Origin of the sequence: Chryseobacterium rhizosphaerae, assembly GCF_003385455.1 — a bacterium.
In the GTDB taxonomy this organism is placed as follows: Bacteria; Bacteroidota; Bacteroidia; order Flavobacteriales; family Weeksellaceae; genus Chryseobacterium; species Chryseobacterium rhizosphaerae.
The window spans coordinates 200,413-223,449 of the sequence record NZ_QNUF01000005.1; the positions used below are offsets into that span (position 1 = coordinate 200,413).

General features: G+C 33.3%; 14 protein-coding genes and 1 tRNA gene. 11 read left to right on the forward strand and 4 right to left on the reverse strand.

Going from position 1 to position 23,037, the window contains the following annotated elements; genetic code table 11:
• Nucleotides 1-504: 504 nt before the first annotated feature.
• On the reverse strand, nucleotides 505-1,155 hold the full coding sequence (locus DRF57_RS06445; RefSeq protein ID WP_115917522.1) for a hypothetical protein: 651 nt from the start codon (nucleotides 1,153-1,155) through the stop codon (nucleotides 505-507).
• Nucleotides 1,156-1,478: 323 nt separating this feature from the next.
• Here DRF57_RS06445 and DRF57_RS06450 point away from each other — a divergent pair, with 323 nt between their 5' ends.
• From DRF57_RS06450 to DRF57_RS06470, 5 genes are all read left to right on the forward strand, one after another.
• Nucleotides 1,479-2,474, forward strand: coding sequence for a hypothetical protein (locus tag DRF57_RS06450; RefSeq protein ID WP_115917524.1), 996 nt, complete (start codon nucleotides 1,479-1,481; stop codon nucleotides 2,472-2,474).
• 175 nt (nucleotides 2,475-2,649) lie between these two features.
• Nucleotides 2,650-3,747: a metallophosphoesterase family protein gene (locus DRF57_RS06455; protein ID WP_047388359.1), complete on the forward strand. Its 1,098-nt coding sequence runs from the start codon at nucleotides 2,650-2,652 to the stop codon at nucleotides 3,745-3,747.
• A complete protein-coding gene (locus DRF57_RS06460; protein ID WP_115917526.1) occupies nucleotides 3,744-7,319 on the forward strand; it encodes an NACHT domain-containing protein in 3,576 nt (1,191 codons plus the stop codon). The genes DRF57_RS06455 and DRF57_RS06460 overlap by 4 nt, the downstream gene beginning before the upstream one ends.
• Nucleotides 7,320-7,526: 207 nt before the next feature.
• Nucleotides 7,527-9,824, forward strand: coding sequence for a Piwi domain-containing protein (locus DRF57_RS06465; protein ID WP_047388363.1), 2,298 nt, complete (start codon nucleotides 7,527-7,529; stop codon nucleotides 9,822-9,824).
• Nucleotides 9,812-10,717, forward strand: coding sequence for a hypothetical protein (locus DRF57_RS06470; RefSeq protein WP_115917528.1), 906 nt, complete (start codon nucleotides 9,812-9,814; stop codon nucleotides 10,715-10,717). Before DRF57_RS06465 ends, DRF57_RS06470 begins: the two co-directional genes overlap by 13 nt.
• A 24-nt stretch (nucleotides 10,718-10,741) precedes the next feature.
• Here the strand turns inward: DRF57_RS06470 and DRF57_RS06475 are convergent, their stop codons facing one another.
• On the reverse strand, nucleotides 10,742-10,969 hold the full coding sequence (locus DRF57_RS06475) for an AAA family ATPase (RefSeq protein ID WP_047388367.1): 228 nt from the start codon (nucleotides 10,967-10,969) through the stop codon (nucleotides 10,742-10,744).
• 367 nt (nucleotides 10,970-11,336) lie between these two features.
• On the opposite strand from DRF57_RS06475, the gene DRF57_RS06480 reads away from it, so the two are divergent.
• The 3 genes from DRF57_RS06480 (at nucleotide 11,337) to DRF57_RS06495 (ending at nucleotide 18,225) form a co-directional block, all read left to right on the forward strand.
• The gene (locus tag DRF57_RS06480; RefSeq protein WP_123863295.1) at nucleotides 11,337-14,132 is read left to right on the forward strand and encodes a hypothetical protein; all 2,796 of its coding nucleotides are present in this window, start codon (nucleotides 11,337-11,339) and stop codon (nucleotides 14,130-14,132) included.
• Nucleotides 14,133-14,206: 74 nt separating this feature from the next.
• Nucleotides 14,207-16,051, forward strand: a complete 1,845-nt coding sequence (locus DRF57_RS06485; RefSeq protein WP_115917532.1) for a tetratricopeptide repeat protein — start codon at nucleotides 14,207-14,209, stop codon at nucleotides 16,049-16,051.
• Between the two features lie 608 nt (nucleotides 16,052-16,659).
• On the forward strand, nucleotides 16,660-18,225 hold the full coding sequence (locus tag DRF57_RS06495) for a recombinase family protein (protein WP_115917534.1): 1,566 nt from the start codon (nucleotides 16,660-16,662) through the stop codon (nucleotides 18,223-18,225).
• A 267-nt stretch (nucleotides 18,226-18,492) separates the two neighbouring features.
• Here DRF57_RS06495 and DRF57_RS06500 read toward each other — a convergent pair.
• A tRNA-Arg gene (locus tag DRF57_RS06500) sits at nucleotides 18,493-18,566 on the reverse strand.
• A 59-nt stretch (nucleotides 18,567-18,625) separates the two neighbouring features.
• On the opposite strand from DRF57_RS06500, the gene DRF57_RS06505 reads away from it, so the two are divergent.
• Genes DRF57_RS06505 through DRF57_RS06515 form a run of 3 tightly spaced genes read left to right on the forward strand, consistent with a single transcriptional unit; the run spans nucleotide 18,626 to nucleotide 22,411 of the window.
• Complete coding sequence (locus DRF57_RS06505) at nucleotides 18,626-19,672, forward strand: ABC transporter substrate-binding protein (protein ID WP_167449348.1); 1,047 nt, start codon at nucleotides 18,626-18,628, stop codon at nucleotides 19,670-19,672.
• A gap of 44 nt (nucleotides 19,673-19,716) precedes the next feature.
• Entirely contained in the window at nucleotides 19,717-20,361 is a 645-nt protein-coding gene (mtgA, locus tag DRF57_RS06510) for a monofunctional biosynthetic peptidoglycan transglycosylase (protein ID WP_047486241.1), read from the forward strand.
• Nucleotides 20,362-20,380: 19 nt separating this feature from the next.
• On the forward strand, nucleotides 20,381-22,411 hold the full coding sequence (locus tag DRF57_RS06515) for a recombinase (RefSeq protein ID WP_047486239.1): 2,031 nt from the start codon (nucleotides 20,381-20,383) through the stop codon (nucleotides 22,409-22,411).
• Between the two features lie 84 nt (nucleotides 22,412-22,495).
• Here the strand turns inward: DRF57_RS06515 and DRF57_RS06520 are convergent, their stop codons facing one another.
• Complete coding sequence (locus DRF57_RS06520) at nucleotides 22,496-22,792, reverse strand: hypothetical protein (RefSeq protein WP_115917536.1); 297 nt, start codon at nucleotides 22,790-22,792, stop codon at nucleotides 22,496-22,498.
• Between the last annotated feature and the right edge of the window lie 245 nt (nucleotides 22,793-23,037).

Here is a 23,037-nt window from a genome sequence, read left to right on the forward strand (position 1 = left end):
CACAACCATTGAGAAAAAACTTCCCATTTTACAACAACCCAGAGTCAAAGACTGCGTTTCTACTTGCTTAAGAATTTACTTTCGATAGTAATAGCTTCTCTGTATGTTGGGCTTATTGGAATTCGTAATATAGGAAGTACTTATAGTAAGTAAAATAAAAGGCGCCAACTGTTTTTAGTTGGCGCCTTTTGGCTGTTTGTGAACTTGACAGGACGCTATCCAAACTCTTTTTTTACTGATATAGAAAATGTCTTAGAGTTATGTGGTTGAAAATAAGTAGTATATAAATATTGTCTTTACGCATAAACTTAAAAAGATGTTCTTTAAACACATTTCCGGAAGATTTTGTCTTATAAGTCAGTTTGATTTGCTGGAATAATTGTTTTATATCTTGACGATTGATAAAATATTGGTTGGTGATCAAAATATTAGATGAGACAAGAGTTGGAATATTGTGATTCACTTTCAGAATGATAAAATCTAGATCAATTTTGGTTTCCGAATTTACATGTTGTTGTTGTTGTTGTTGTTGTTGTTGTTGTTGTTGTTGTTGTTGGCATTCTCAACATTTTGCAACCTTTTTGAGATAACGCCTGCATCTAAGATTGAAGTTATGCTTCCTAGCACGAAATAGGCCAGAAGGAAAGCCATACCGGCCAAAATATAGAGAACTAGATATTTTGAAAACATATTCAGTTCGGCATAATTACAGAAAACCAAGATCGCAAAACCAAGCAATGCTAAAAGTACTGCAAAACATAGCGAAAATTTTTTGAAATATATTGTTGTCTTAGTAAGATTAACATAGAGTTTGCCCAATTCATTAAATGACAGATGTGCTTTAGCACTTTTTATAATTGGCCAGTCGAAATTGTTTCCGAGTTTATCTTTAAGCTCGTTATAGGCAGGAATACTTTTGTAATTTGTCCTGAATCCTGAAATTATAAAGAATATATTTTCTTGTATGGCTGGCTCGATAAATTTATCCTTAAAGTCAGTTTGGAGATTTTGTAACAAGGGGTAAGCATCGATCATGTACTGTAGCTTTTGGAACTTCCTTTTCAGATGAAAATTTAAAATGTAGGGTGCAGCCAAAGATGTAAGAATTACTGTTACTAGTGTTCCTGTGGCTGTTACGATAGTATTAATGTCCATAATATAAAAATATTTGAGTTTAAAATTTTAGTGGTTAGATTCTGTTATTATTTTCAGTTTTTGTCTTGCTAAGTAAGAAAAAGTATTGTTAAAATTTCTTACACATTAGTGATTTCAAGAAATAAATCATGACGATATCCAAACTCTTTTTTTACTGATTTAGAAAATATTTTTGAAGTTTACTTTACGGTTTCCCATATTTTTATATAAAATATATGGTTTATTTTAGCTAGAATTTACGGTAGAATTAATTTTCTTCCAAATATTTCCCAGAATAATTATTTATTTTAAATTCCGCATTTAAATTTTATTTACACAACCCGATGATAGAAACACAGCTATATATTTCAGTTAACAGAAAAACGGATCTTGAAAAGATTAAAGAAATCCTGATGCTAAGCAAAATAGAATCCCCTGTTTATATAGCGGAATACGGACAACACTTCGGTATTAATTTTAGAAGCCAGCATGAAGAATGGCAGATTGATACACGTATATGTGAGTCATTTCCGGGATATGAACTGACAACAGACCTGCACCGCGGAAAGAAAGAAATACGACTGGAAATTTCTAGGTATCAATCCGAACTTTGTACAACCAAGTGGGGCTCTCCTATTGATAACCCACTTAATGAGACTAAATATCTCATCAAGAAAACTGTTGAAACGCCAATTACATTTAGTCCTGAGGTACGGGTTCTTTTCGGCTCTATAGAAAAAACATACTATATCAATATTATTTCAGGCATCAAGGAATCCACCGACGAAAAAGGATTTCTATTAGCTAAAGAATTTAAGAACCAGGCTGATCCCAAAACGGCTGACTTCTTCCCGGACCGTTTATATAAAACACAGCTTGAAGCTTTTCATAGAGGAAAGGACAGATTGGAAAGTATTGTCGACGAAGATCATAAGGAAATCTTAGTGCTACAGAAGAAAGAAAAACTACAGCGCGAAAAAATCCCTAGAAAAATAATCCGGGAATTTATAAAAAACTGCAATGCCAGTAACTATGATTCAATAATAAAGGATCTGTCGCAGAATTTTCAGTTCGAAATCAGGGTAGAGTGGCGCCAGAAACTCTCCACCTCAGGACTTGATGAATTTAAGAATTACCTCGAAGCTGCTTATCAGGAATTGTGCGAAAGAGATTTTAAAATCAAATCATCTTGGTCATTTCTCAAACAGGATGTAGGTGTCAACTTAGAAACATTCACACCTCCTCAGGAAACAGAAGAAGACTTAAAAAGATTATACAAAATCCGTCTGAATTTCAGATTGGAAGAAGAAAAAATAATCCAGATCATTTTGGAAAAGTAACAGATATGATTAGATTTTTTCTTTCCTGACCTCTATACCAAAAAATAGGAAATCCGGTATGAACAAATGTAAAATCACCACATATATAAACCACAGTTTTATTATATTTACGAAACCAAACGAAGCTAAATTCCAGTAATATTGGCTTTAGCGACTAAAAACGAATTAACCTTTAATGAGAATTGTACATATTTCTGATATCCATTTATCAGCATCGAACTTTGGTGACTTTAAAAAGTATTTTCGAAAAGCCTTATTAAAAGTTCTCTCAAAAGAACACAATGAAATACCAATTGATATTATCGCCATTACAGGTGACCTCGTTGACAAAGGCGGACACTCCCTGTTAGAAATGCCGCTATTTAAAACTGAAACTGATCCATACAAAATTTTTGAAGACCAGTTTATTACTCCGATTAAAAATGAACTAAATCTGTCAAACGCCAATTTCCTTTTTATCCCTGGAAATCACGATGTGGATGAAAGCAAAATCTTATGGCTTGATGAAAAAAAATTTCAAGATGAAGAAGTTGAAGGAGATATCAATGATACCTTACCAAAAATTAGAAATGAAATAAAAAATTATAATCAGAGAATAGAACAGTTTAAAAATTTTGAGCACAGATTTCATGCTGGAAATCCTGACTATCTACCCACATATAACGAATCTACCTATATATATGAACACCGTCCAGGTGTTAAAGTAGGCTTTGCTTTAATAAATGATAGCTGGAGGTGCAGCACCTGCCACCTGGTAAAGCACAAAGATAAAAAATTATACTTTGGCAGTGACCAGTTAAATAATGCTTTAGAAGTTTTAGAAAATAATAAAACAAATCTAAATGTGATTCTCACCCACCATCCAATCAATAAGTATGCAGAACAGGCAGAAGTCGAAAAAATACTTAAGAATTTTGAGTTCCACCTTCATCTATATGGCGACCAGCACCATCTTAAGCTAAATGCTTACCTTGACCCAAATGGCGAATGCTTTGGAATCATGGCACGCGCTGGATTAAATGATCCAAGAGAACCGCTCAGTGAGTGGCAGCCTGGTTTTCATATTATTGATATTAACTTCCAGGAGGCAGTAATATCATGTATCACTTACTACCATTATATAGACAAAAACTGTCAGTTCTCCTATGATGTCTATGCAAAATCTCCGGATGGTATTGATAAGAACAAGCGTCCGCTGGGTTTTCAAAAAGTACCATTACATAACGCCAGTACATTAACAAATCTTGATAGAGAAAAATACAAAAAGAAATGAGCGAAAATTATCACGAATTAAGATACCTGGAAACTTCTAGTCCAAACAATAGCCGGTTTTCTTTGATTGACGATCCTGAGGATAGATTGACACTACTTGATTTAATTGATGAATATGATAGGATCATTTTGTTGGGAAATCCAGGTATGGGCAAAACAGCGGAATTAAACCAAACTTTTGAGCTTCTGTGGGATAAGATCGATGAGACGGAAATGCTTCCCATATTTATAAATATCGAAAACTTTCGTCAGACATCGACGATCGAAAAAATGATTCCGGGTGATGATTGGAAAGATATGTCTTCTGTAATTTTTATTTTGGATGGATTGGATGAAATCGCCAATATCCAGGATTTTATTGCAGATCTTCAGAATTTTATATCAGACAATTTAGACAGGAAGTTAAAATTTGTTTTAAGCTGCCGTACAAATATTTACCAGAAGTACGTCATTAATATTAGTGATTTTAAAGCGGTATATCTTAAAAGCCTTTCACACTGGCAGATTTACAATATATTTAAGAATAAGTACGATGTCGAAATCTCTGATGATGATTTGATTCAATTTTCGACAATTTTGCAAACTCCATTTAATTTAGAAATGTTTGCCGAATTTTACAAGGATAAACAACACTTTCCGAAAACACTGAAAGAAGCGCTTGAACTTTTTATTGAAAAGGAAATAGAGCGCAGTTTACTTTCAATTTTTAAACATATCGGCCCCGTAACAAAAGCAGAAATCTACTATAAAATAAAGGTGGTTGCTGTCATAAATGAATTGATGCAACAAAATGCCATTTCACAAGAAGCCCTCTTTAAATTACTGAAAGAACAAGGTATAGCATTATTTCAGGAACTTCCATTTTTTGAGAAAAGAGCGTTTACCGATAGCTACGTTTTCACACATAAAAACTATCAGGAATATTTTGCCGCATTATACATCGCTTCTCTTCCTTTCGAAAAGATAATCGAATTCATTAAAGTTAAGGATATAAAGAAAATTAAACCAAGCCTATTTAATACCATAACTTTCCTGTTAAATATTATTACTGAAAGAGATAAGAAAAAAGACCTAGAACAGTGGTTGCTTACAAATGAAAAAGAAGTACTATTTTTTGCGGAAGATGAGCGTTTGCTCCCCAAATTCAAGAATGAACTTTTTGAAGTATATTTTACGGAGGTCTGCATAGATAAAACATTTTGGATTTCAAACAATGCTAAAATATCCCTGGATATTCTGGCTGATTTTGCTGCATTCAAGTTTCTTTTCGATACGATAGATAATATGAACAGACACCCAAGGGTAAGAGCGTCAGCCTTGGAAGTTATTGCTTACAAAAAGCTACACCCCAGTGAGAAAGAACTTTTAATGAATCTGATAACGAAAATTATCGAAACGGAGGATAACATTGTTCGCATGCAATCCTTAAGAACCTTAAAAGATCAGAAATTTTATGAAAACATTTCTTTCTTTAAGGGTATCCTGGCTATCCTTAAAGATACTGAGGATGCTGATGCATTGCATCAGTTAATTTCAATTATGACAAAAATAGATGATCGTCAACGGGATGCAGATCAATTGATATCTATTATAAAAAAATATTATAGTTTAGGAGACAGAGTGATAAGAGGAACAGAAAATCTGATCGCTTACTTAATATTGAATACGAGTAACCGATACCTAAATATTGCATTACTCGAAATTCTTTTTAATGACCATTATTCACTCCGCTCCAATAGCTTATTTTTTGATAATTTTGATGAACAACTTATAAAAAGGTCAAAAGAATTTTGTACAGATCCTGATTATCATAAAGAATTGGTTGAAATGGCATTTGCAGATCGGTATCGAATAATGAGTAATCCAGTTTTAAAAAATGTTTTACTGGAAGTAGGGATTCCACCAGAATTAGTGATCCATATCTTGCAAAAAGAAAAGATGTCCACCGATGTGTTATATTCACTTGCTCCCTTCGTGAACAATGATAATATTGATTCAATAGTTGAAGGGTTTAAGAACGGTAATATACAATTTAATTCAACAAATGACATTGATTCTTTCCGAAATTGGATCATAAATTCAGATTCTAATCTAGCGCTTTATTTTGAAAAAAAATTTAGAGATGCTGGCCATAATTTCTTAACGAATATACAAACTGATGAGCAAATTCTAGCTGCAACAACTCAATATGATGAAGAACGTGATGCTAACTTTGAATTATTATTTAAAAAAGAAAAAATAATATCTGATGTTAAAACATATTTTCAAGAAAATAATGTTGAATCCCTGACAAGACCTGAATTTCAGAAAATATTCTGGCAGTGGTACGAAGATCATAATCTCCACGGATTACAATATACAGTTCATACGATTATGGATACTGTATTAAGGTTTAATAGGAATATTACCCCCGAAATTATTATTAGCGCATTAGAAGATCCAAATATTTATTTGTCGGCCATAAAAACAGGTTTAGCTCATCACTCCTTCAGAAATCTGAAGTTGGATAAAGAACAACTGGAGTTAATAGATAAATTAACAAAAGCTATTATTTCTGAAGTTGATTATAACAATGTTATTAGAATTAATGCAGAAGATCCCGATCTTTTCCATGCTACCAAGTATTTAGAATACATCAATATTGTCTTATTCTTCGATTTCAATTATGGTATTGAACAATCTCCCACATTCTATCTGGACGTGCTTGCCTTCGGAAATATTACAGGTCCAAACAGTGGGCAATCATTTATTGAGTACGTTTTAGAAAAGGTGGATGATGCTGAGGTTGTAAATGAAAAAGTGATTCAAAATATCACCCAAGGTGAATTGACATTTATTGCAAAAAGGGACCACTACTCCTATGCGGTAGAAAACAATTTATTTGAAACTTTTAATAAGATCGGTGAGGATTTTAAAAAGGACGGCACGACCATAGATCAGCAAAATTTACTTGAGGATTATGTCTCAAAAATAGAAGAACCATTAATTTTTTTAAAGGAATGTTGTAGGGATCAAACATCTCCTTTTTATTGGAGGGTAATCAATTTGATCAAAGATAAATATCAAGATAACAAATTTATCCGTGATGCAGTCTTTGCTTATTTAGAAACTTCGGATTTGCATTTCTTAGAAAATGCCGTAAATATATTATTCTTCTTAAATGAAGATACTGCTATTCTAAACTATTATAAGGCTCTAAAAAAAGTGATTTTGGTAAGACCGGACTACAGTGGTCTCTTTCCTAAAGACTTAAAACACTATAACCGTTTGAATGAAATTGTTTTGTTCGAGACTTTATTTGATTTAACCCATGAAGATAATTCAGCAGGTTCCTTCTATCTACATTACTCTAGGAGTTTCCTACAGTCATGGTGTTCACAAATTTGTGAAAAAGATGAGGGCTTTGGCATACTCCAAAGAATTTTAGCCGGGATCAAACAAAAAGCTAACACGGATATGAAAATATTTTATGTAAATGATTTAATTGATATTTCAAATAACAGTAGGCTTAATTCTAAATCAAAAGAAATGACTTTTGAAGAAGCACGTATGTTGATAAATCAATTAAGCTAGGCCAGACTTGTCACCTTGCGAAAATAAATTAGATTTTGACTTATTTTCGCAAGGTAATAAGGCGGTATCTCCCTAATGAACTTTAGCAGTATTTATAGAATAAGGTATTTTGAATATAAATACAGTAAATTTTAATCGTCTTTTAGCAGGGGTTTGGAAAAACCTAATCTCTTTTTTTGTATTTTAACAATTAAATCAGTGTAAGTAATGCAACTTAATTTTTTTCCTATAAATATCGTTGCCGAGGAGTTCCAGATAAGGACGGTATCATACACAGAGGATCTGCTGAGAGAGCTCAGAGATGAATATAATAGCAGTCATTCTTTTTTTAGGAATGGAGATGAAATCTTTATTTCTAATAAAGATGGTGATGATCTTAGCTCTATTGGAAGTTTACAACAAGTTAACATAAATGAGCAGAGTCAGGTAACCTCTTCACTAATAAAACATATATTTTTTCGAACTTTTAAAGAGAGATTTTCAAATTACATACCTGTTGACTTTTATCCGTTTCGTTTTTTTTCTGCTAAGACAAAGGATGATCTTCTGTATAATGCTCTGCCTGATCATTTGAAGAATAAGATTGCTTATAAAAAATTGATAGAGCTCCAACTAAGAATAATTGAAGTAAATGGTGAAAAGAAATTTGGATTTCTTATTAATATTAAACGGAACTGGATATTTAATAAGAGCTGCTTAGAACTACATCAGGAGGGATATAATTTAATGGGTGCGGAAGTTCTCCATACGGAAACACTTCCAGGTTTAATTGACGTTCTTGCGCCAAATGAAGAATTTGTTGGAATTATATCTTCAATTTCCGGAACTATGGCAATGGTTGAAACCAACGAAGGATTGAAAGAATTTTTGCTGGCGGAATTATTTATAAAGAAATCCAAATTTAACATAGGTAACTACTTATCTTTTGCGATTTCGGAGCAAAAGAGCGAAGAGTTATTGAGAATTATTGAAAGTAAAAGGAGTGAGGTATATAATACAAAAAATCTTTATGAAGAGATTATTAGAATTTCAAATCATCTGTTTGTAGAAGCTGGGAACTCAATTATGTTTCATAATAAAGATGGTTTTCGTTTTACGGTGGCTGATAAGCCATTGTCTGTTTATAATAGTATTGACCTCAAGACACCAACTTTTATTTTTGATCCCTCAGGAACAAAAATAAATAGTTCCAATCCTGACAAAGGATTGTCAGATTATGGACCCTACGATACGCTAACCTTTGATATAAAGAATCCTAATATATTATGCATTTGCCACAGAAATAATAGGGGAAATTTTACTAGGTTTCTTTCTGATCTGAAGGAGGGAATCCCAGCTTCCAAGTTTTTTAAGAAGGGGTTAAAAAGGAAATACGATTTTCAGGATGTAACATTTAAAATTAAAGAAATACAGGAATATAATACTGAGGCATATATTAATGCTATAAGTAGCTTTGTGGAAGAGGAAAATAAACCACAATTAGCTATTATCGAAATACCAATTGCATTCAGGAATCATTCAGATCTTCTAAATCCTTACTACAGAATTAAAGCAAAATTACTGTCCTTCGAAATTCCGGTCCAGTTTATTACCTCGGAAAAGGTAACTATGTATAATGAATATATATTAAACTCTCTGGCGCTCCAGATGTATGCAAAATTGGGTGGGACTCCTTGGGTTTTGCCGTCGCAGCGATCAGTTGACAGGGAGATAATAATTGGTATTGGCCATAGTTGGTTAAGGAAAAATCAATATACGGGAGCAGAACAGAATAGGGTAGTAGGTATAACAACATTTATGTCCGGTGACGGGCAATATTTGCTTGGTGATAAAGTGAAAGATGTTGCATTCGAAAACTATTTTGATGAATTGCTTAAAAGCCTGAAGCAATCTATTATTCGACTATCAAGTGACCAAGGATGGGTGAACGGCAACACGGTCCGTCTGATCTTCCATATTTTCAAGCCCATAAAAAATACAGAATTTGATGTCGTAAGTCAGCTGGTTAGAGATATTCCTCAGTATAATATAAAGTTTGCTTTTGTCACTATTGGTAATGCCCATCCCCATATTTTATTTGATAAAAATCAGCTAGGAGTTACAAAATATGGAAGTAGCGAGATTAAAGGACAATATGTACCGGCCAGGGGATGCAATGTTATTCTTGATGAAAGAACATGTATTGTGCAAATGTTAGGTGCAAATGAACTGAAAACCTCTAAGCAGGCGATGAGCAGACCTGTCTTGATAACGATAAGAGTTCCGCAAGGTAGCTATAATAGTGATGATCTTAATAATCTGTTATTTTACGATTTAAGTTACATTACACAGCAGATATTCTCTTTTACCTATTTGTCGTGGAGAAGCTTTTTACCGGGGGAAGAACCTGCAACCATGAAATATTCTAATCTGATTTCAAAATTGCTTGGAAAGATGAGGAGCGTTCCCAACTGGGATGCAGATACGTTGAATTATGGATTAAAAAGAAAGAAATGGTTCCTATAGAAGAGACAATTAATTATTTATCAAGGATTAATAACAGTCCTAAATTAACCACTTTTAATAATTTGTTGGGTGGAAGAGAAATTCATACTTCTGAAGATCAAGACAGCAACGAACTAAATCAAGTTTATTATGGAGTAATTAAAGCAATTCGAGAAAACAATAAACAAGATTTTGTTACTTTCTACAGTATAAAAAGTAAAAGTAAACCAAGTAAAGATTCGGCTGCTCCTTTCATAAATGACGATTTTTTAATTTTTATTTTATTAGTTGGTGTAGTCAAATTTGGAATAGACGGGGCATGGATAAGTGACATCATTTCTATTAGAAATAAAAATACAATAACGATAACTTTCGAAAATATAATAAAAGAAAACTATTACAGTAAGAGTATCTTACCGGAAATTGTTTATATGTACTTGCATTTTACCAAGCCAATGCTGATAACCAGTGACTTTATAAATTTTACTTATAAATCTATAAGCGATAACACACAACTTTTTGAAGGGCGTAGTGATTTTCAAATCTTATGTGCGATAAATTCTTATAATTTAATAGTTATTTCAAAAGAGGTACCGGACAAAAGTCAATTTTTAATGTTACAGGATTTTACGGGTAGATTTCTAAAACGAGTGAAGTTTCTATCGTGGTTGATACAAGCTGCTTTATTTTGGGGTGTGATTTATTTATTATTGACTTTACCTAACTATAGTCCTGAAACTATCAAATTTATTGAGAAGTATAACTATGCATTTACCATTTTTGGTGCTTTAGGATTAAGTGTTTTGGGAAATGTTATCCCTATATTTAAAAAGATGTCGCAGATTATCTTGCTAAGATTACTAGGTGCTTCGAAAACTTCCGTAAAAGAATTAATCAAAGAAAGAGGTTCATAAATGTAGTTGTGTAGCGAGCTGGAATCAGGTCGCTGGCAGGCGTTGTAGATTTTCTAAGGTAGTACTTTTAGAGAAATCGTCAAGTTCAAGACGTCTTGGGGTCTCACTGTTGATAACAAGGCTTATCGCTTTTATTAAACTCGTCTTTCCAGAATTATTATGGCCTATTATTACGTTTACACCATCATTAAATAAAATTTCATTTTGAGGGAAATTTCTGAATCCCTCAATCGATATTTTTGAAATATACATAGGTTAAATAGCTTTTCTATAAAAATAGTTAAAATTACTTAGTGAGTCTCCTCTCGCTTGCAATTTTGGTATATTTCATTATCTATTACTCATTCGATATCAGAAATATTATTTTGTGGGATTTTTTTCTTTAGTTGTTCAGATAAAAGCTGGTTTGAAAACTCAGTATCGGATATAATAAGTAGGAAATAGCGAATTTAAGGTCTGTGGATCTAATTTTTGACCAAAATATATTTGCATTATGTATTTTTGTTTTAACAAGTAATCCATGATGAATAAGCCCATTTTTTCCGAATTCTTTCTAAATAAGTTTTTGTATGATTTTAAATTATCTACTGTGCCCAATATTCGACGAATAAAAAATCTCGTGGAATCACTTATTAAAGAGTTGGAGTCTGGAAAGTTCAGTAGTTTAAAAGAAGAGGAGATAAAATCTAGATTTGTTACTACTTTTTTTGGAGATATTTTAAATTTCAATTACGGAAATGCTCACAAATGGATGCTGCGGGAAGAGAAAAAATCGTTAACAGACGGTACTAAGCCCGATGCGGTTCTAGGTTATTTTTATAAGGATAAAAAAAAAGATGAAGTTAGAGTTGTTATAGAGGTAAAGGATCCAAAAACTAATCTAGACACAAAACAAAAACGGGAAAAGAGTATTTCAGCTGTAGAGCAAGGGTTTGGCTATGCACACAAGACCGGTGGTAACTGTAATTGGGTTATAGTTACTAACATCAATGAAATTAGGTTTTATAGATCACAGGATAGTTCGAAATATCAGGTTTACCTTTTAAAAGAATTAAACAATGAAGATAAACTGAAGGAACTTTTATTTCTATTTCATAACGATAGATTTATGAAATATGATCTTACTGAGAGATCTAATACAGATACGCTGTTCGAACTTTCAAAAGATCAATCAAAAACTGAAAGTGAGAACGTTCATATTATTGATAAAATTTACTATTCACTTAAAAGGTTTGAAGAGTTTGGTTTTGTAAGTCCAGATTATCTTGCTTCTATAAAGCCTTTTAATATTTTGGATGAATATGTATGGCATTACCATGATGATAAGCTTTTTACGATCAATCCAGATATTTATACGCTATTGACCAAAATTTCTGTGGATGGAAGAGAGATTAGTTTCTCGAATTCTTTAATAACAGAATTGGAAGGAATAGATATTAATGAAGCGATGGAAAGATTAAGATGGTCGTTCAAATTTCTTAATAAATGTATGATTACTAAAATTCACGCAGTTCGTGACTATCAGTTAGAATTAAGACGGAAAAAAGGTGTTATTGGGGTTTCAAAGACTCATATTTTTAGCTGTGAGGATGACAATATAGTTGCGGTAGATATTGATTTAAGTCTTGAAGATACTGTCTGTGACTGTATGATTTGTAATTACAGAAATTTTGATTTTGACAAACTTATCAGAAAACTAAGGCAGGCCGATGGAAACTTGGATTATCTTACTATGGAATATGCATTTGGGAATTTTTTGGTATCATCGAATAATTACAGAACATCTTATTTTATTTTAAATGAAATAAAGAATTTGGCAAAAATTAGTCCTGAAAAAGGAGTGACCTATTTTCTAGCTGTGCTGAATACCACTTTTTTATATCACCTGATTCAGATGTCATCATTGGAAGATACGGAAGAAATCCGAAGCAACATAAGAGCAATCGATATGGATAAGCTACTTTATAATGAGTTGGAGTTTTATATCGAGAAGGATGTGCTGGATTACTTAAAGAAAGTTAAAGACGACGATCTTATTGATAAAGTTCAAGATAATGTTGATCAGCTCCTTGAGCAAGTTGATGCGTTAAAGAGATTGATAGATGACGGAGGCTCACAAACAGGTCCAAACTATGCGTACAATCTGCTTGTAAATTATGAGAAATGTTTCAGACATCATTATGGCAATTCTATTTTTTATGTAAAATTTAATAAGTACAAGAAAATCACTGCGCTCACGTTGCAGGCTTTGGTTACCAGTTATAATACTGAGGGCTATGGACTTCAATATTTCAATGATTTTATCCTGACAGAAAGTATCTTGCATATCCATTCGACAAAACTACAGGAAATACTTTCTAAACAGGAAGTGATAAGAGTTGATCAGGAAGGCTTAGACACACTGCTGTTAAAACTGAACAATCTTTTGAGTAGTTATATAAAAAAGGGTTTCTTTAATGATTTTACTAAAAATGAAATTGTAGCGATTCAACTGGAAAACTGGAATTTTGAACAACAATACAATAGGATCTTTACAAATATTTTCACCGTTCTTTCAAGATTAGATCTAAAGAAAGAACAGTTTTCACCATTGATCAAAACTTTGATAGGTTTCTTAGATATAGAAGACAATCTGGCTCATTACAATTTAAAAGAACTCGAAAATTTTATGATCAGGCGTGGAGATTTATTTGAGGAAAAAGATCTGGAGTCTATTTTAAATATTGCGATTAGAAGGGATAAAATGCATAATCACAAGTATGAAGGTTTAATAAGAATTATCCCGAAAGCCTTTTTAAAGCATAAGCCGCAATATAAATATTCCAATATAAATTTAATTAACAGGCTACTTTTAAATTGTCAGCGAGAGGATGGAACTTTTAAGAATTTCAGAAAAGCTATTAATCTGGCTCAGATTGCTGATGATTCATGTAAGAAAATTTTATACGGTGCATTCACAGATTTTCTCAACATGCAATTTGATGACGAATTCTATAAATTATTGCTGCATGCTGGAGTGATTGAATTTGATGAAGGAGATTATTTTGAGAAGTATCTTAATTATGTCAATAATAGAATAGGCTACAGAGATTTTAAGTTAGAGTCCCTAGAATCAATCAATTTGTCTTTTCTGAATTTTATTCTTCTTATATCCAAACTTGAAATTGACGTTGAGTTAGTATGTTTTGAAAAATTAACAGGCTTAAATACCTTTGAATCTTGGCTCTTGAATCCGAAAAAATTTAACTACCAACTATTCGATCCTGAATGGCTGATTTGGATGAGAGAATATCATAACTTTTTACATCGATTATCCGACATTCCTGAAATTCTGGAAGCAGTTAATGGAAGGCTTAAGATGAATTTTAATGCAGTTTTAGCAGAAATAAAATACGGGTATTTGCAACATAATTAGGAATGCCCTTGCAATTAAAAAAAGCTAATGATTGCAATATGATCAAAATTTATATAATGTAAAAATCTACGTTTATGAGAGATGGTGCCTTTAATAAGAATACAATTACAATTTTATACAAACGAGCAGGGGAACATTGCTCCTTGTGTAAAAAAATAACTACCAAGCCGCACAGTGATCCTAGTAAGTTTCACAATTTAGGCGAGGCTGCACACATAGAGGGACTAAAAGATGCTGCAAATTTACGTTTTAATCCAATGCTTTCAATTAAAGAACTGAAAGATGTTAGGAATGGAATTTGGCTTTGCCAGGTTTGTCACCATATCATTGATAATGATGAAAAAACATACTCTGTAGAAAAATTAAAAGAGATAAAGCAGAGCCATGAAATGCTGATAGTCAAAATTCAGGAATCTGGAAAATCACTAATGCCCATCTTAAATAGTAAGGACAGGGAAATAAAACGCTATCAAAAGATGATTTCAGAAATTGAAGCGGAGTTGGATGAACAGGAAGTTATATTTAGTGAAGAGTTGAACAAAGCGAAGTTTATTTTATCAAATGTTATAAAAGAAAGAGAGTTCTTAAATGAGCAGCTTTGCAAAATCAAAAATGAAATTATTGATCTGGATAATGAGGTACTTCAGAGAGCATTATTGGAAGAAAAGAATGTTACAAGGGCTTTGGAAATTCTAAATGAAGAGAAACTGGAACGCTCTGAAATGAAATTAGCAAGAGGTCGAGTTTTGAGAGCTAGACTATTAATATCTACTGGTGATAGAAAAGCGGCAGAAGAAAACTTTGAAAGGGCTTTTCAAATTTGGCCTAGGTCGTTAGTCGCTATAGAATACGTCCAGTTATTATATTTTAAAAAGCTGGACTACCACAGAATAATCGAAATATGTGAGATAGCTCTTGCTAATGAGACAACAAAACCTTACCAAATAACCCTCTTAGAGCATATTGCTCACGCAAACATTAAACTTGGGCAATCAACTTGTGCAATTGAAAGATTTAATCTTGCAAAGGAATATCTTCAAAACATGGAAAAGGGATCAGCTACATCGCTAAGTCGTCTAGCAAATATTGAAAAGCATCTTGGAGATTGTTTTAAACTTTCTGGAAATCTTCGACAGGCATTAAATTCGTATGAACATGCATTAAATTTTTATCATAGAGCAATGGCAGTTGATCCTAATTTAGTACATGAAAAAGAATTAGCAGGGCTTGCAACAGCTATTGGACTCATTTATGAAGCAAACAATAATGAAACTGAAGGATTGATTCATCATTTAAGAGCTATTGCAGTTCTCGATAATATAGCTGATACCGAAAAGGAGAAAGCTTTAATACAAGTAAATTTAGCAACTTGCTATTTGAAGAGGAGGACTTTTGATCCCTTAAAAGCACATACATATGTTCTTCAAAGTGTAAAACTTCTAACAGAGTTATCACGAAATGAACCCAATGAATACTTGGAGTATTTGATTGGAGCAAAGTGTTTACTTGCCGATATCAATTTTATTAGAAGATTACCTGAGGCTGATGACTTATATAAGGAAAGTATTGAACTAGCCAAAATTTTATATAAGGAAAACCCTATTTTTATATCCACGCTTGCACATGTCGAGTATAACTATTCTGTGTTCCTAATTATATCTAAAGGAGAAGTTGAAAGTGGGTTGGATATACTGGAAGGGTCTATTACTAAGTTGAAGGCTTCACAAGTAGCAATTTTCGAGTATGTGTCATATTTATCGCAAGCTTTGTTTTTTAAAGCCGAGTTGAAAAAAAATGTTGATGAGAAAATTGAAATTTTACAAGACATTTTGACTTTAACTGAAAACTTAGATTCAGTTGATAAGAGTAATTTATGGAGAATGAAAGCACAACATTTACTGAATGAATTAATATCTTAATATCTTTCCCTTGGTGGATTATTAAATGTCAAGTTCAGCAACGGCGAATACCTGATCAAAGAAAAGTCAATAACCGGCTTGAGGAACTATTGCCAGAAGAAAACGGGAGGTACAGTTCAATCTTGAAGCTACCATAATGTGGAACTTATTCTTTGCAATCTGCATAAAAAGCAGATGAATATGTTCCTATGGGGAACGCCCTGTATAATGCTTAATGAGATCACCAAAATAATTGGAAAACACATTAGCCAGATCTGAAAAATAGCAAACCGATGGCACTATTCAAGAAGCTCTTTCATGTTGTACTTTTTTCAATGGCTGATCAACTGTAAAGCATAAATTTAGAAATTAATGGAGAACAAAGCTTTAAATTTTTTACTTGAATTTATGTGTTATTTACGGTTTCTGAGCTAAAGCTGAATGGAGAAATAATGCTTGTGGACTTTATAACTGGAGGCTTCCGATTTGGATCAAGCTTTGTAAACTCTGAAATCATTGCCCAACGTAACTGAAATAGGTAGATGTACTAATTTTGTGTTTTATTTCTAATAAATACATAAATTCTACGTTTTATTATATAAACATCTCCCAAGACAAATTACCATATTATGCCTGCCGTATATCTCTACATACGAGTTAGTACAGATGAGCAGGCTGTAAAAGGATATTCCCAGCGCAGCCAGTTGGAGCGCCTTGTGCATTATTGTAAATATAATAACCTGATTATTATAGAAACTATTTTCGAGGATTATTCAGCGAAAACATTTAATCGACCTGCATGGAACAGATTAATGATTAAAATTAAATCTCTTAAAAATCGTCCGGCCATTATACTCTTTACTTACTGGGATAGATTTAGCCGTAACATTACAGATGCTTATTTGATGCTTGAGAAACTAGGAAGTATGGGAGTTTCTCTTCAAGCGATTGATCAGCCAATAGACTTTTCTATACCGGAAAGTAAGATTATACTTGCTGTATATTTGGCTACATCTGAAGTTGAAAATGATAAAAGAAGCCGGAATGTAAGTTTAGGTATGCAAAAAGCAAGGCTAGAAGGTCGATGGATCAATAAAGCTCCTTTGGGATATCGGAATAAAATAACAGCGGATGGAAAAAAATATATTGCTCCTTATGCCCCAGAAGCTTTTATAATTCGTGAAGTCTTTGAAGAGATAATAAAAGAAAAAAGAGTTACAATATCAGAAATATATAAGCATGCTGTCTCTAAGGGTTTAAGATGTAGTATTAGCGCTTTTTATAGATTAATAAGAAATCCCATTTATTGTGGACAAATTAAAGTTCCTGAATCTGAAAATGAAAAAAGCAAGGTTATTAATGGATTACATACAGGAATTGTATCTATAATACTGTTTGAGGGAGTTCAAAAAGTATTACGAGAATTAAATAACTCAAAGTTTGTCAAAAAGAAAAAAGTACTTAATGAGAACTTTATATTAAGAGGTGTTCTTTTGTGTCCTATCTGTGGAAAAACATTAACTGCAAGTTCTTCACAGGGAAGTTATAAGAAATACTATTATTACCATTGCACAAGAGAATGTAAGTATCGTATTAGAACAGATTTTGTTAATACAAGTTTTCTAACTTTTCTTAAAGAAGCACAGATTGATATTCCTTTTTTAAAGACAGCCAATGATTTCTTGAAAGAGATTGGTAAAGGAAGGCAAGAAGCTTATCAAAGCAAAAAGCGGGAGATAGGAAGGGCAATGGATAAATCGATTGACAGAAGTTTAAATGCACATCAGCTTTTTTCAATTGGGAAAATTGATTACGATGACTATTTCCTCATTAAAAACAGTTGTAAAGTCTATTTAAAGAATTATGCTTCGGAATTACGCGAGCAAGCATTAAAGGCAGGAATAGGAATGCTTGCAAAGGAAGGGAATAATATATTTTGTCATTTAGGAGACATTTATGAGGTCTCTGATATAATAACAAAACAAAGAATAGCAAGATTATTTTTTCCCGAGAAAGTAATTACTGATGAGAAAATTCTGAATATGTTACCGGAATTTATAAAAAAAATATTTGGAATAAAATTAGAAAAACCTGGGTCAAGAGTAGGAGAAACTTTAGGTAATGATGAGAAGATAAACCATTTTCTAAAAGAAATTTCATTGTTTGCATTTGAACAACAATTGAAAACAATTTAAAGGAATATACATTTGATTTTTTCTCTAAATTTTGGTGTTCGAATCCTGTTAGGTTATCGAAGGTAAAGTTTTCAAACCTTTATTGATTATTGTATTAACTAATTGATTTTCAGTATGTTGATTTTTTATAGTAGAATCAACTGAATTTTTTGGGGTTGACACTTTTGTAATGAAAGTCTTAATTTGTTGAAGTCTAACTATCTGAATATGAAGTATTTAAAAATAAATATGCGCAAATTGTCCTAAATTTGCGCATATTGTCGTTTGTGACCTCGACAGGATTCAAACCTGTAACCTTCTGAGCCGTAATCAGATGCGCTATTCAGTTGCGCCACGAGGCCGTTGTTACCTTGTTGTTTAAGGGTTTGCAAATATAGCACTTTTTTCTTTTCTTTGAAAGATGAAACAAAGAATTTTATTCCTATTCACGGTTTTTTCGCTAATTGCCTGTAAAAGAGAACCAAAAATTTCGTCTTCAGATTGGACTTCTATCTCCAGTCGTACCCAATTTAAGGAACATGATGGGGCTCTGGAGCTGAAATCGGGAAATTTCACCTATAATTTTAATAAAAGTCAAACTCCTTTTAAGAAAATAATCCTGCTGAATGCAAGTATGGCGGGCTATATTTCAGCACTTGGAGCAGAAAATTTAATCATTGGAGTGTCGAGCCCGGAGTATATTTATTCGGAAAAGATTCTAAACCTGCTTAAAGAAGGAAAGATCCAAAATGTGGGAAGTGAGCAGAAATATGATGTGGAGAAGATTATTTCCATGAAACCGGATGCTATTTTTACCAATCATATTGCAAGTTTTGATAATACTTATGAACTGCTGAAAAGTAACGGAATTCAGGTGATATTTCTGGATGAATATATGGAACAGCAGCCCCTGGAAAAAACAGCCTATATAAAACTTTTCGGAGAATTTCTAGGAAAAGAAAAAGAAGCGGAAGCCAAATACCAGGAAGTTGAAAAAAACTATAATGAGCTGAAACAACTGGCATTAAAGGCAAAAGAAAAACCTGTGGTCCTAGCCAATGAAATGTATGGCAATGTTTGGTACCTTCCCGGGGGGAATACTTCTGTTGCCCATTATATTGCTGATGCCAATGCTTCCTATATCTTAAAAGATAATAAGGATGAAAAGGCTTTAACGATGAGCTTTGAGGAAGTATATGCAAAAACAGACGGCGTACAGTACTGGGTGAATGCCGGAAGCCATGCTTCCAAAAAAGAAATGTTGAAAATGAATGCTTTCTATGGAAAACTGGATGTATTCAATAAAGGAAAAGTATATACCATTGCCGGAAAGGAAAAACAGAAAGCCAATGATTTCTTTGAAAGTGGAGTAGTAAGAGCAGACCTTATCCTTAAAGATTGCATTAAAATCTTCCATCCTGAACTTCTGCCGGATTATCAGCTAACCTATATGAAAGAGTTGCACTAACTCAGACTATTTGCTTATTTTTGCACTTCCTTTTACGATAACTTATGTGGAAAAAAATTAAACAGCTGATTTTCATCGTTCTTGTTCTGAATGTGGTTTTTATCATTTGGGGCAGATTTTTCAATCCGCCTATTACCATTACCCAGATAGGAGGGATTTTTGAGTACGGAAAGTTACACAGAGATTATATTTCCTATGATGAAATGGGAAATAATGTGAAAAAAGCCGTAATAGCTTCCGAAGATCAGAAATTCTTTGATCATAACGGATTCGATTATACCGCGATTGAAAAAGCAATGAAGCATAATGAACAGGGCAAAAAAATAAGAGGAGGGAGCACCATTTCCCAGCAGACTGCAAAAAATGTTTTTCTTTGGCAGGGCAGAAGCTGGGTGAGAAAAGGATTGGAAGCCGTGTATACTTTTATCATTGAAAAAGTATGGAGCAAAGATATTATCCTTGAAAGATACCTGAACTCTATTGAAATGGGACAGGGAGTATTTGGGGTAGAAGCTGCCGCTCAGTATTATTTTGGAAAACCATCCAAAGATTTAAGTGCTTCAGATGCAGCCTGGATTGCTGCGGTATTGCCGAATCCCAAAAAATATGATCCTAAAAACCCATCCCCTTATTTAAGAAAGAAACATAATTGGATCATGAGACAGATGAGGAATGTGAGTTTGAAATAGTATCAGTATCTTTGTACTAATGAAATTCTTTAATTCCAGCACAAATTTTGAGTCAGTTCTTAAAAAATACTTTTCTTTTAAGAATGAAACCCTTTCTTTAGAACCGTTTGCAGAGTTTTTAGAGAGTATTAAAAAGGCGGACTTTACTGATGTGCTCAACTTTCTCAGAAGCAATCCGCATTTTGCTGAAAATTTTAAAAATTATATACACAATATTTTTAAAGGCAGGCCTTTCAATTTGTCCCTGACGGAAGCCAATATTCTTTCTGAAAACGCTTTCTTTCCGGAGCTTAAAAAAAGGATCCTGAATAAGGTTTTACCTCCCGTAGAAAATGAAAAAACGGTGTGGTATATGATTGATAATGTCAGTCTGAGGCCTAAAACAGATCTGAGATACATGCACAACCTTCCTGAAAATGAGATGGATGAGTTTTTGGTAATGTTAGGTGCCTCTGATTTTATAATCAAGCCCAACATTAAAAAGGAACTTATTTTCTCTATGAATATCCTTTCCTGGAGGGTTACAGGGATGGCTATGGAAGTGGAAGTGGTAAGAATGGCCCCACAGTACAGGAATCTGGATAATCCGTTTCTTGCCCTTCAGAATGAGCTGGAGGCGTTAGCGGAAGACCTTACAACAGATCCTGATTTACAGCTGCACTCCAAGGACAGCCGCTATAAACAGATCAAGATCTATACAGAACAATGTCTGGAATTTGTAAACATAGCCTTTAAAAATTCGGCTAAATATGGTATTTCAGGAAAGATCAATCAATCATTGCTGAAGATTCGTCAGCAGACGGAAAGGATTTATGAAATTGTACAGTTGCTTGTTATCGACACAGACGAAGATGTGATGATCAAATCCAAGCAGCTGATCTTTAATATCCTCAATTATAAATCCCATAAAAATAATATAGCAGACCTGATCAATGACAGTACCAGGCTGATTTCCCATCTTATTACGAACCACACAGCGGAAGCTGGAACCCATTATATTACCTCTACCCGTAAAGAATATATGACTATGTTCTATAAAGCGAGTGGTGGTGGAATCATTGTAGGAGCACTTTGCGTATTGAAAATGCTGTACGGGTATATCCCGGGAAGTGACTTTTCGCATGCTTTCCTGTACTCTATGAACTACGCGATGGGGTTTGTAATGATTTACCTGATGGGATTTACGTTGGCTACCAAACAGCCTGCAATGACGGCGGCTACCATGACAAAAGTACTGTCTGAAGAAGGAAACAGTAAAAGACACAATGCGGAATTTGCCCATCTGGTATCAAAATTATTCAGAAGCCAGTTCATTGCCTTTGTAGGAAATGTACTGCTGGCTTTTCCAATTGCCCTTGCCATTATTTATGGGTTGGATGTCTTTTTCTCCCAAAATCTTGCTGTTGACAGATCTGATAAGCTGTTAAAAGACCTCGATCCTTTCAAATCGAAAGCAATTCTGCATGCAAGTATTGCCGGTTTCTATCTTTTTATTTCAGGAATCATCTCAGGGAATATAGGAAACAACTCTGTATTTTATCAGATCCCCGAAAGAATTGCCAAGAATTTGTCTATCAGAAGTTTTTTTGGAAAAAAATTTGCGAAAGGACTATCAAAATATTATGCTAAAAACTGGCCCGGAATTGTCTCCAATTTCTGGTTTGGTGTATTCCTTGGGGCAACCGCTCCGGTAGGAATGTTCTTCGGACTGGACCTTGATATCAGACACATTACCTTTGCTGCCGGAAACTTTGCGTTAGGACTTTACGGGAAAGATTTTTCAGTAGATTCTTATACTTTCTGGATGTCTTTCTTTACCGTATTCCTGATCGGATTCTTCAACTTCCTGGTGAGTTTTAGTTTATCGATGTTCCTGGCTTTCAGATCAAGAAAAATGAACTTCGGACAGGTTAGCGAGATCTATAAAGAAATATTCAGATATTTTGCTAAACATCCGCTGAAATTCTTCTTACCATTGAGCTCAGGGTTAGATAAAAAGGCAGATGACCTTATGAGTAATACAATCTCTAATAAATCTGAAGAACATTAAACTGTTTCAGGATAGATATAATACATAAAAATGCTACCTCAGGTAGCATTTTTTTATGAGTTTATCTTCTCTTCTTAAAAAGAATTATAGGAGCTGAAGATCATTGAACTTATCTGCTCCGAATTTGTCCTGAAATTTTTTCAGATAAAAGCTTTTACGCATTTTAAAATCATTTTTCAATAAAGGAGAGTCAATTTTAATAATGATGCATCCTTTTTCAATATTCACACTTCTGATTTCATTAAAGAGGCTGGCATCAAGATAATCTTCCAGAAAATCTTTGATTTCAAAGGCCACCAGTTTGTCCTCAAAACCATAGATTCTGGCAAAAGATTTTACAAGTTCAGACGATTGATATTCACGTTTTTTCTTATTTTTCATAGTCGGGATGCGGGTTTCGTGTTTCGAGCTTTTTGGTTTAGATTAATAGCCGTGTTTAAAGTTGTTTCCCTCATTTATTTTCATTCCAGTTGTCTTTGACCCCATTTTTTATATACATTAATTTTTCCACCTAGTATATTATATTCATTTTTTAATTTTTCGAACTCTGAGGAAATAAAAATAAATCCATTGCAATTTTGTAAATGTCCAGGTTCCTGTAGCTCATATCATTTGTGTCATTTGCC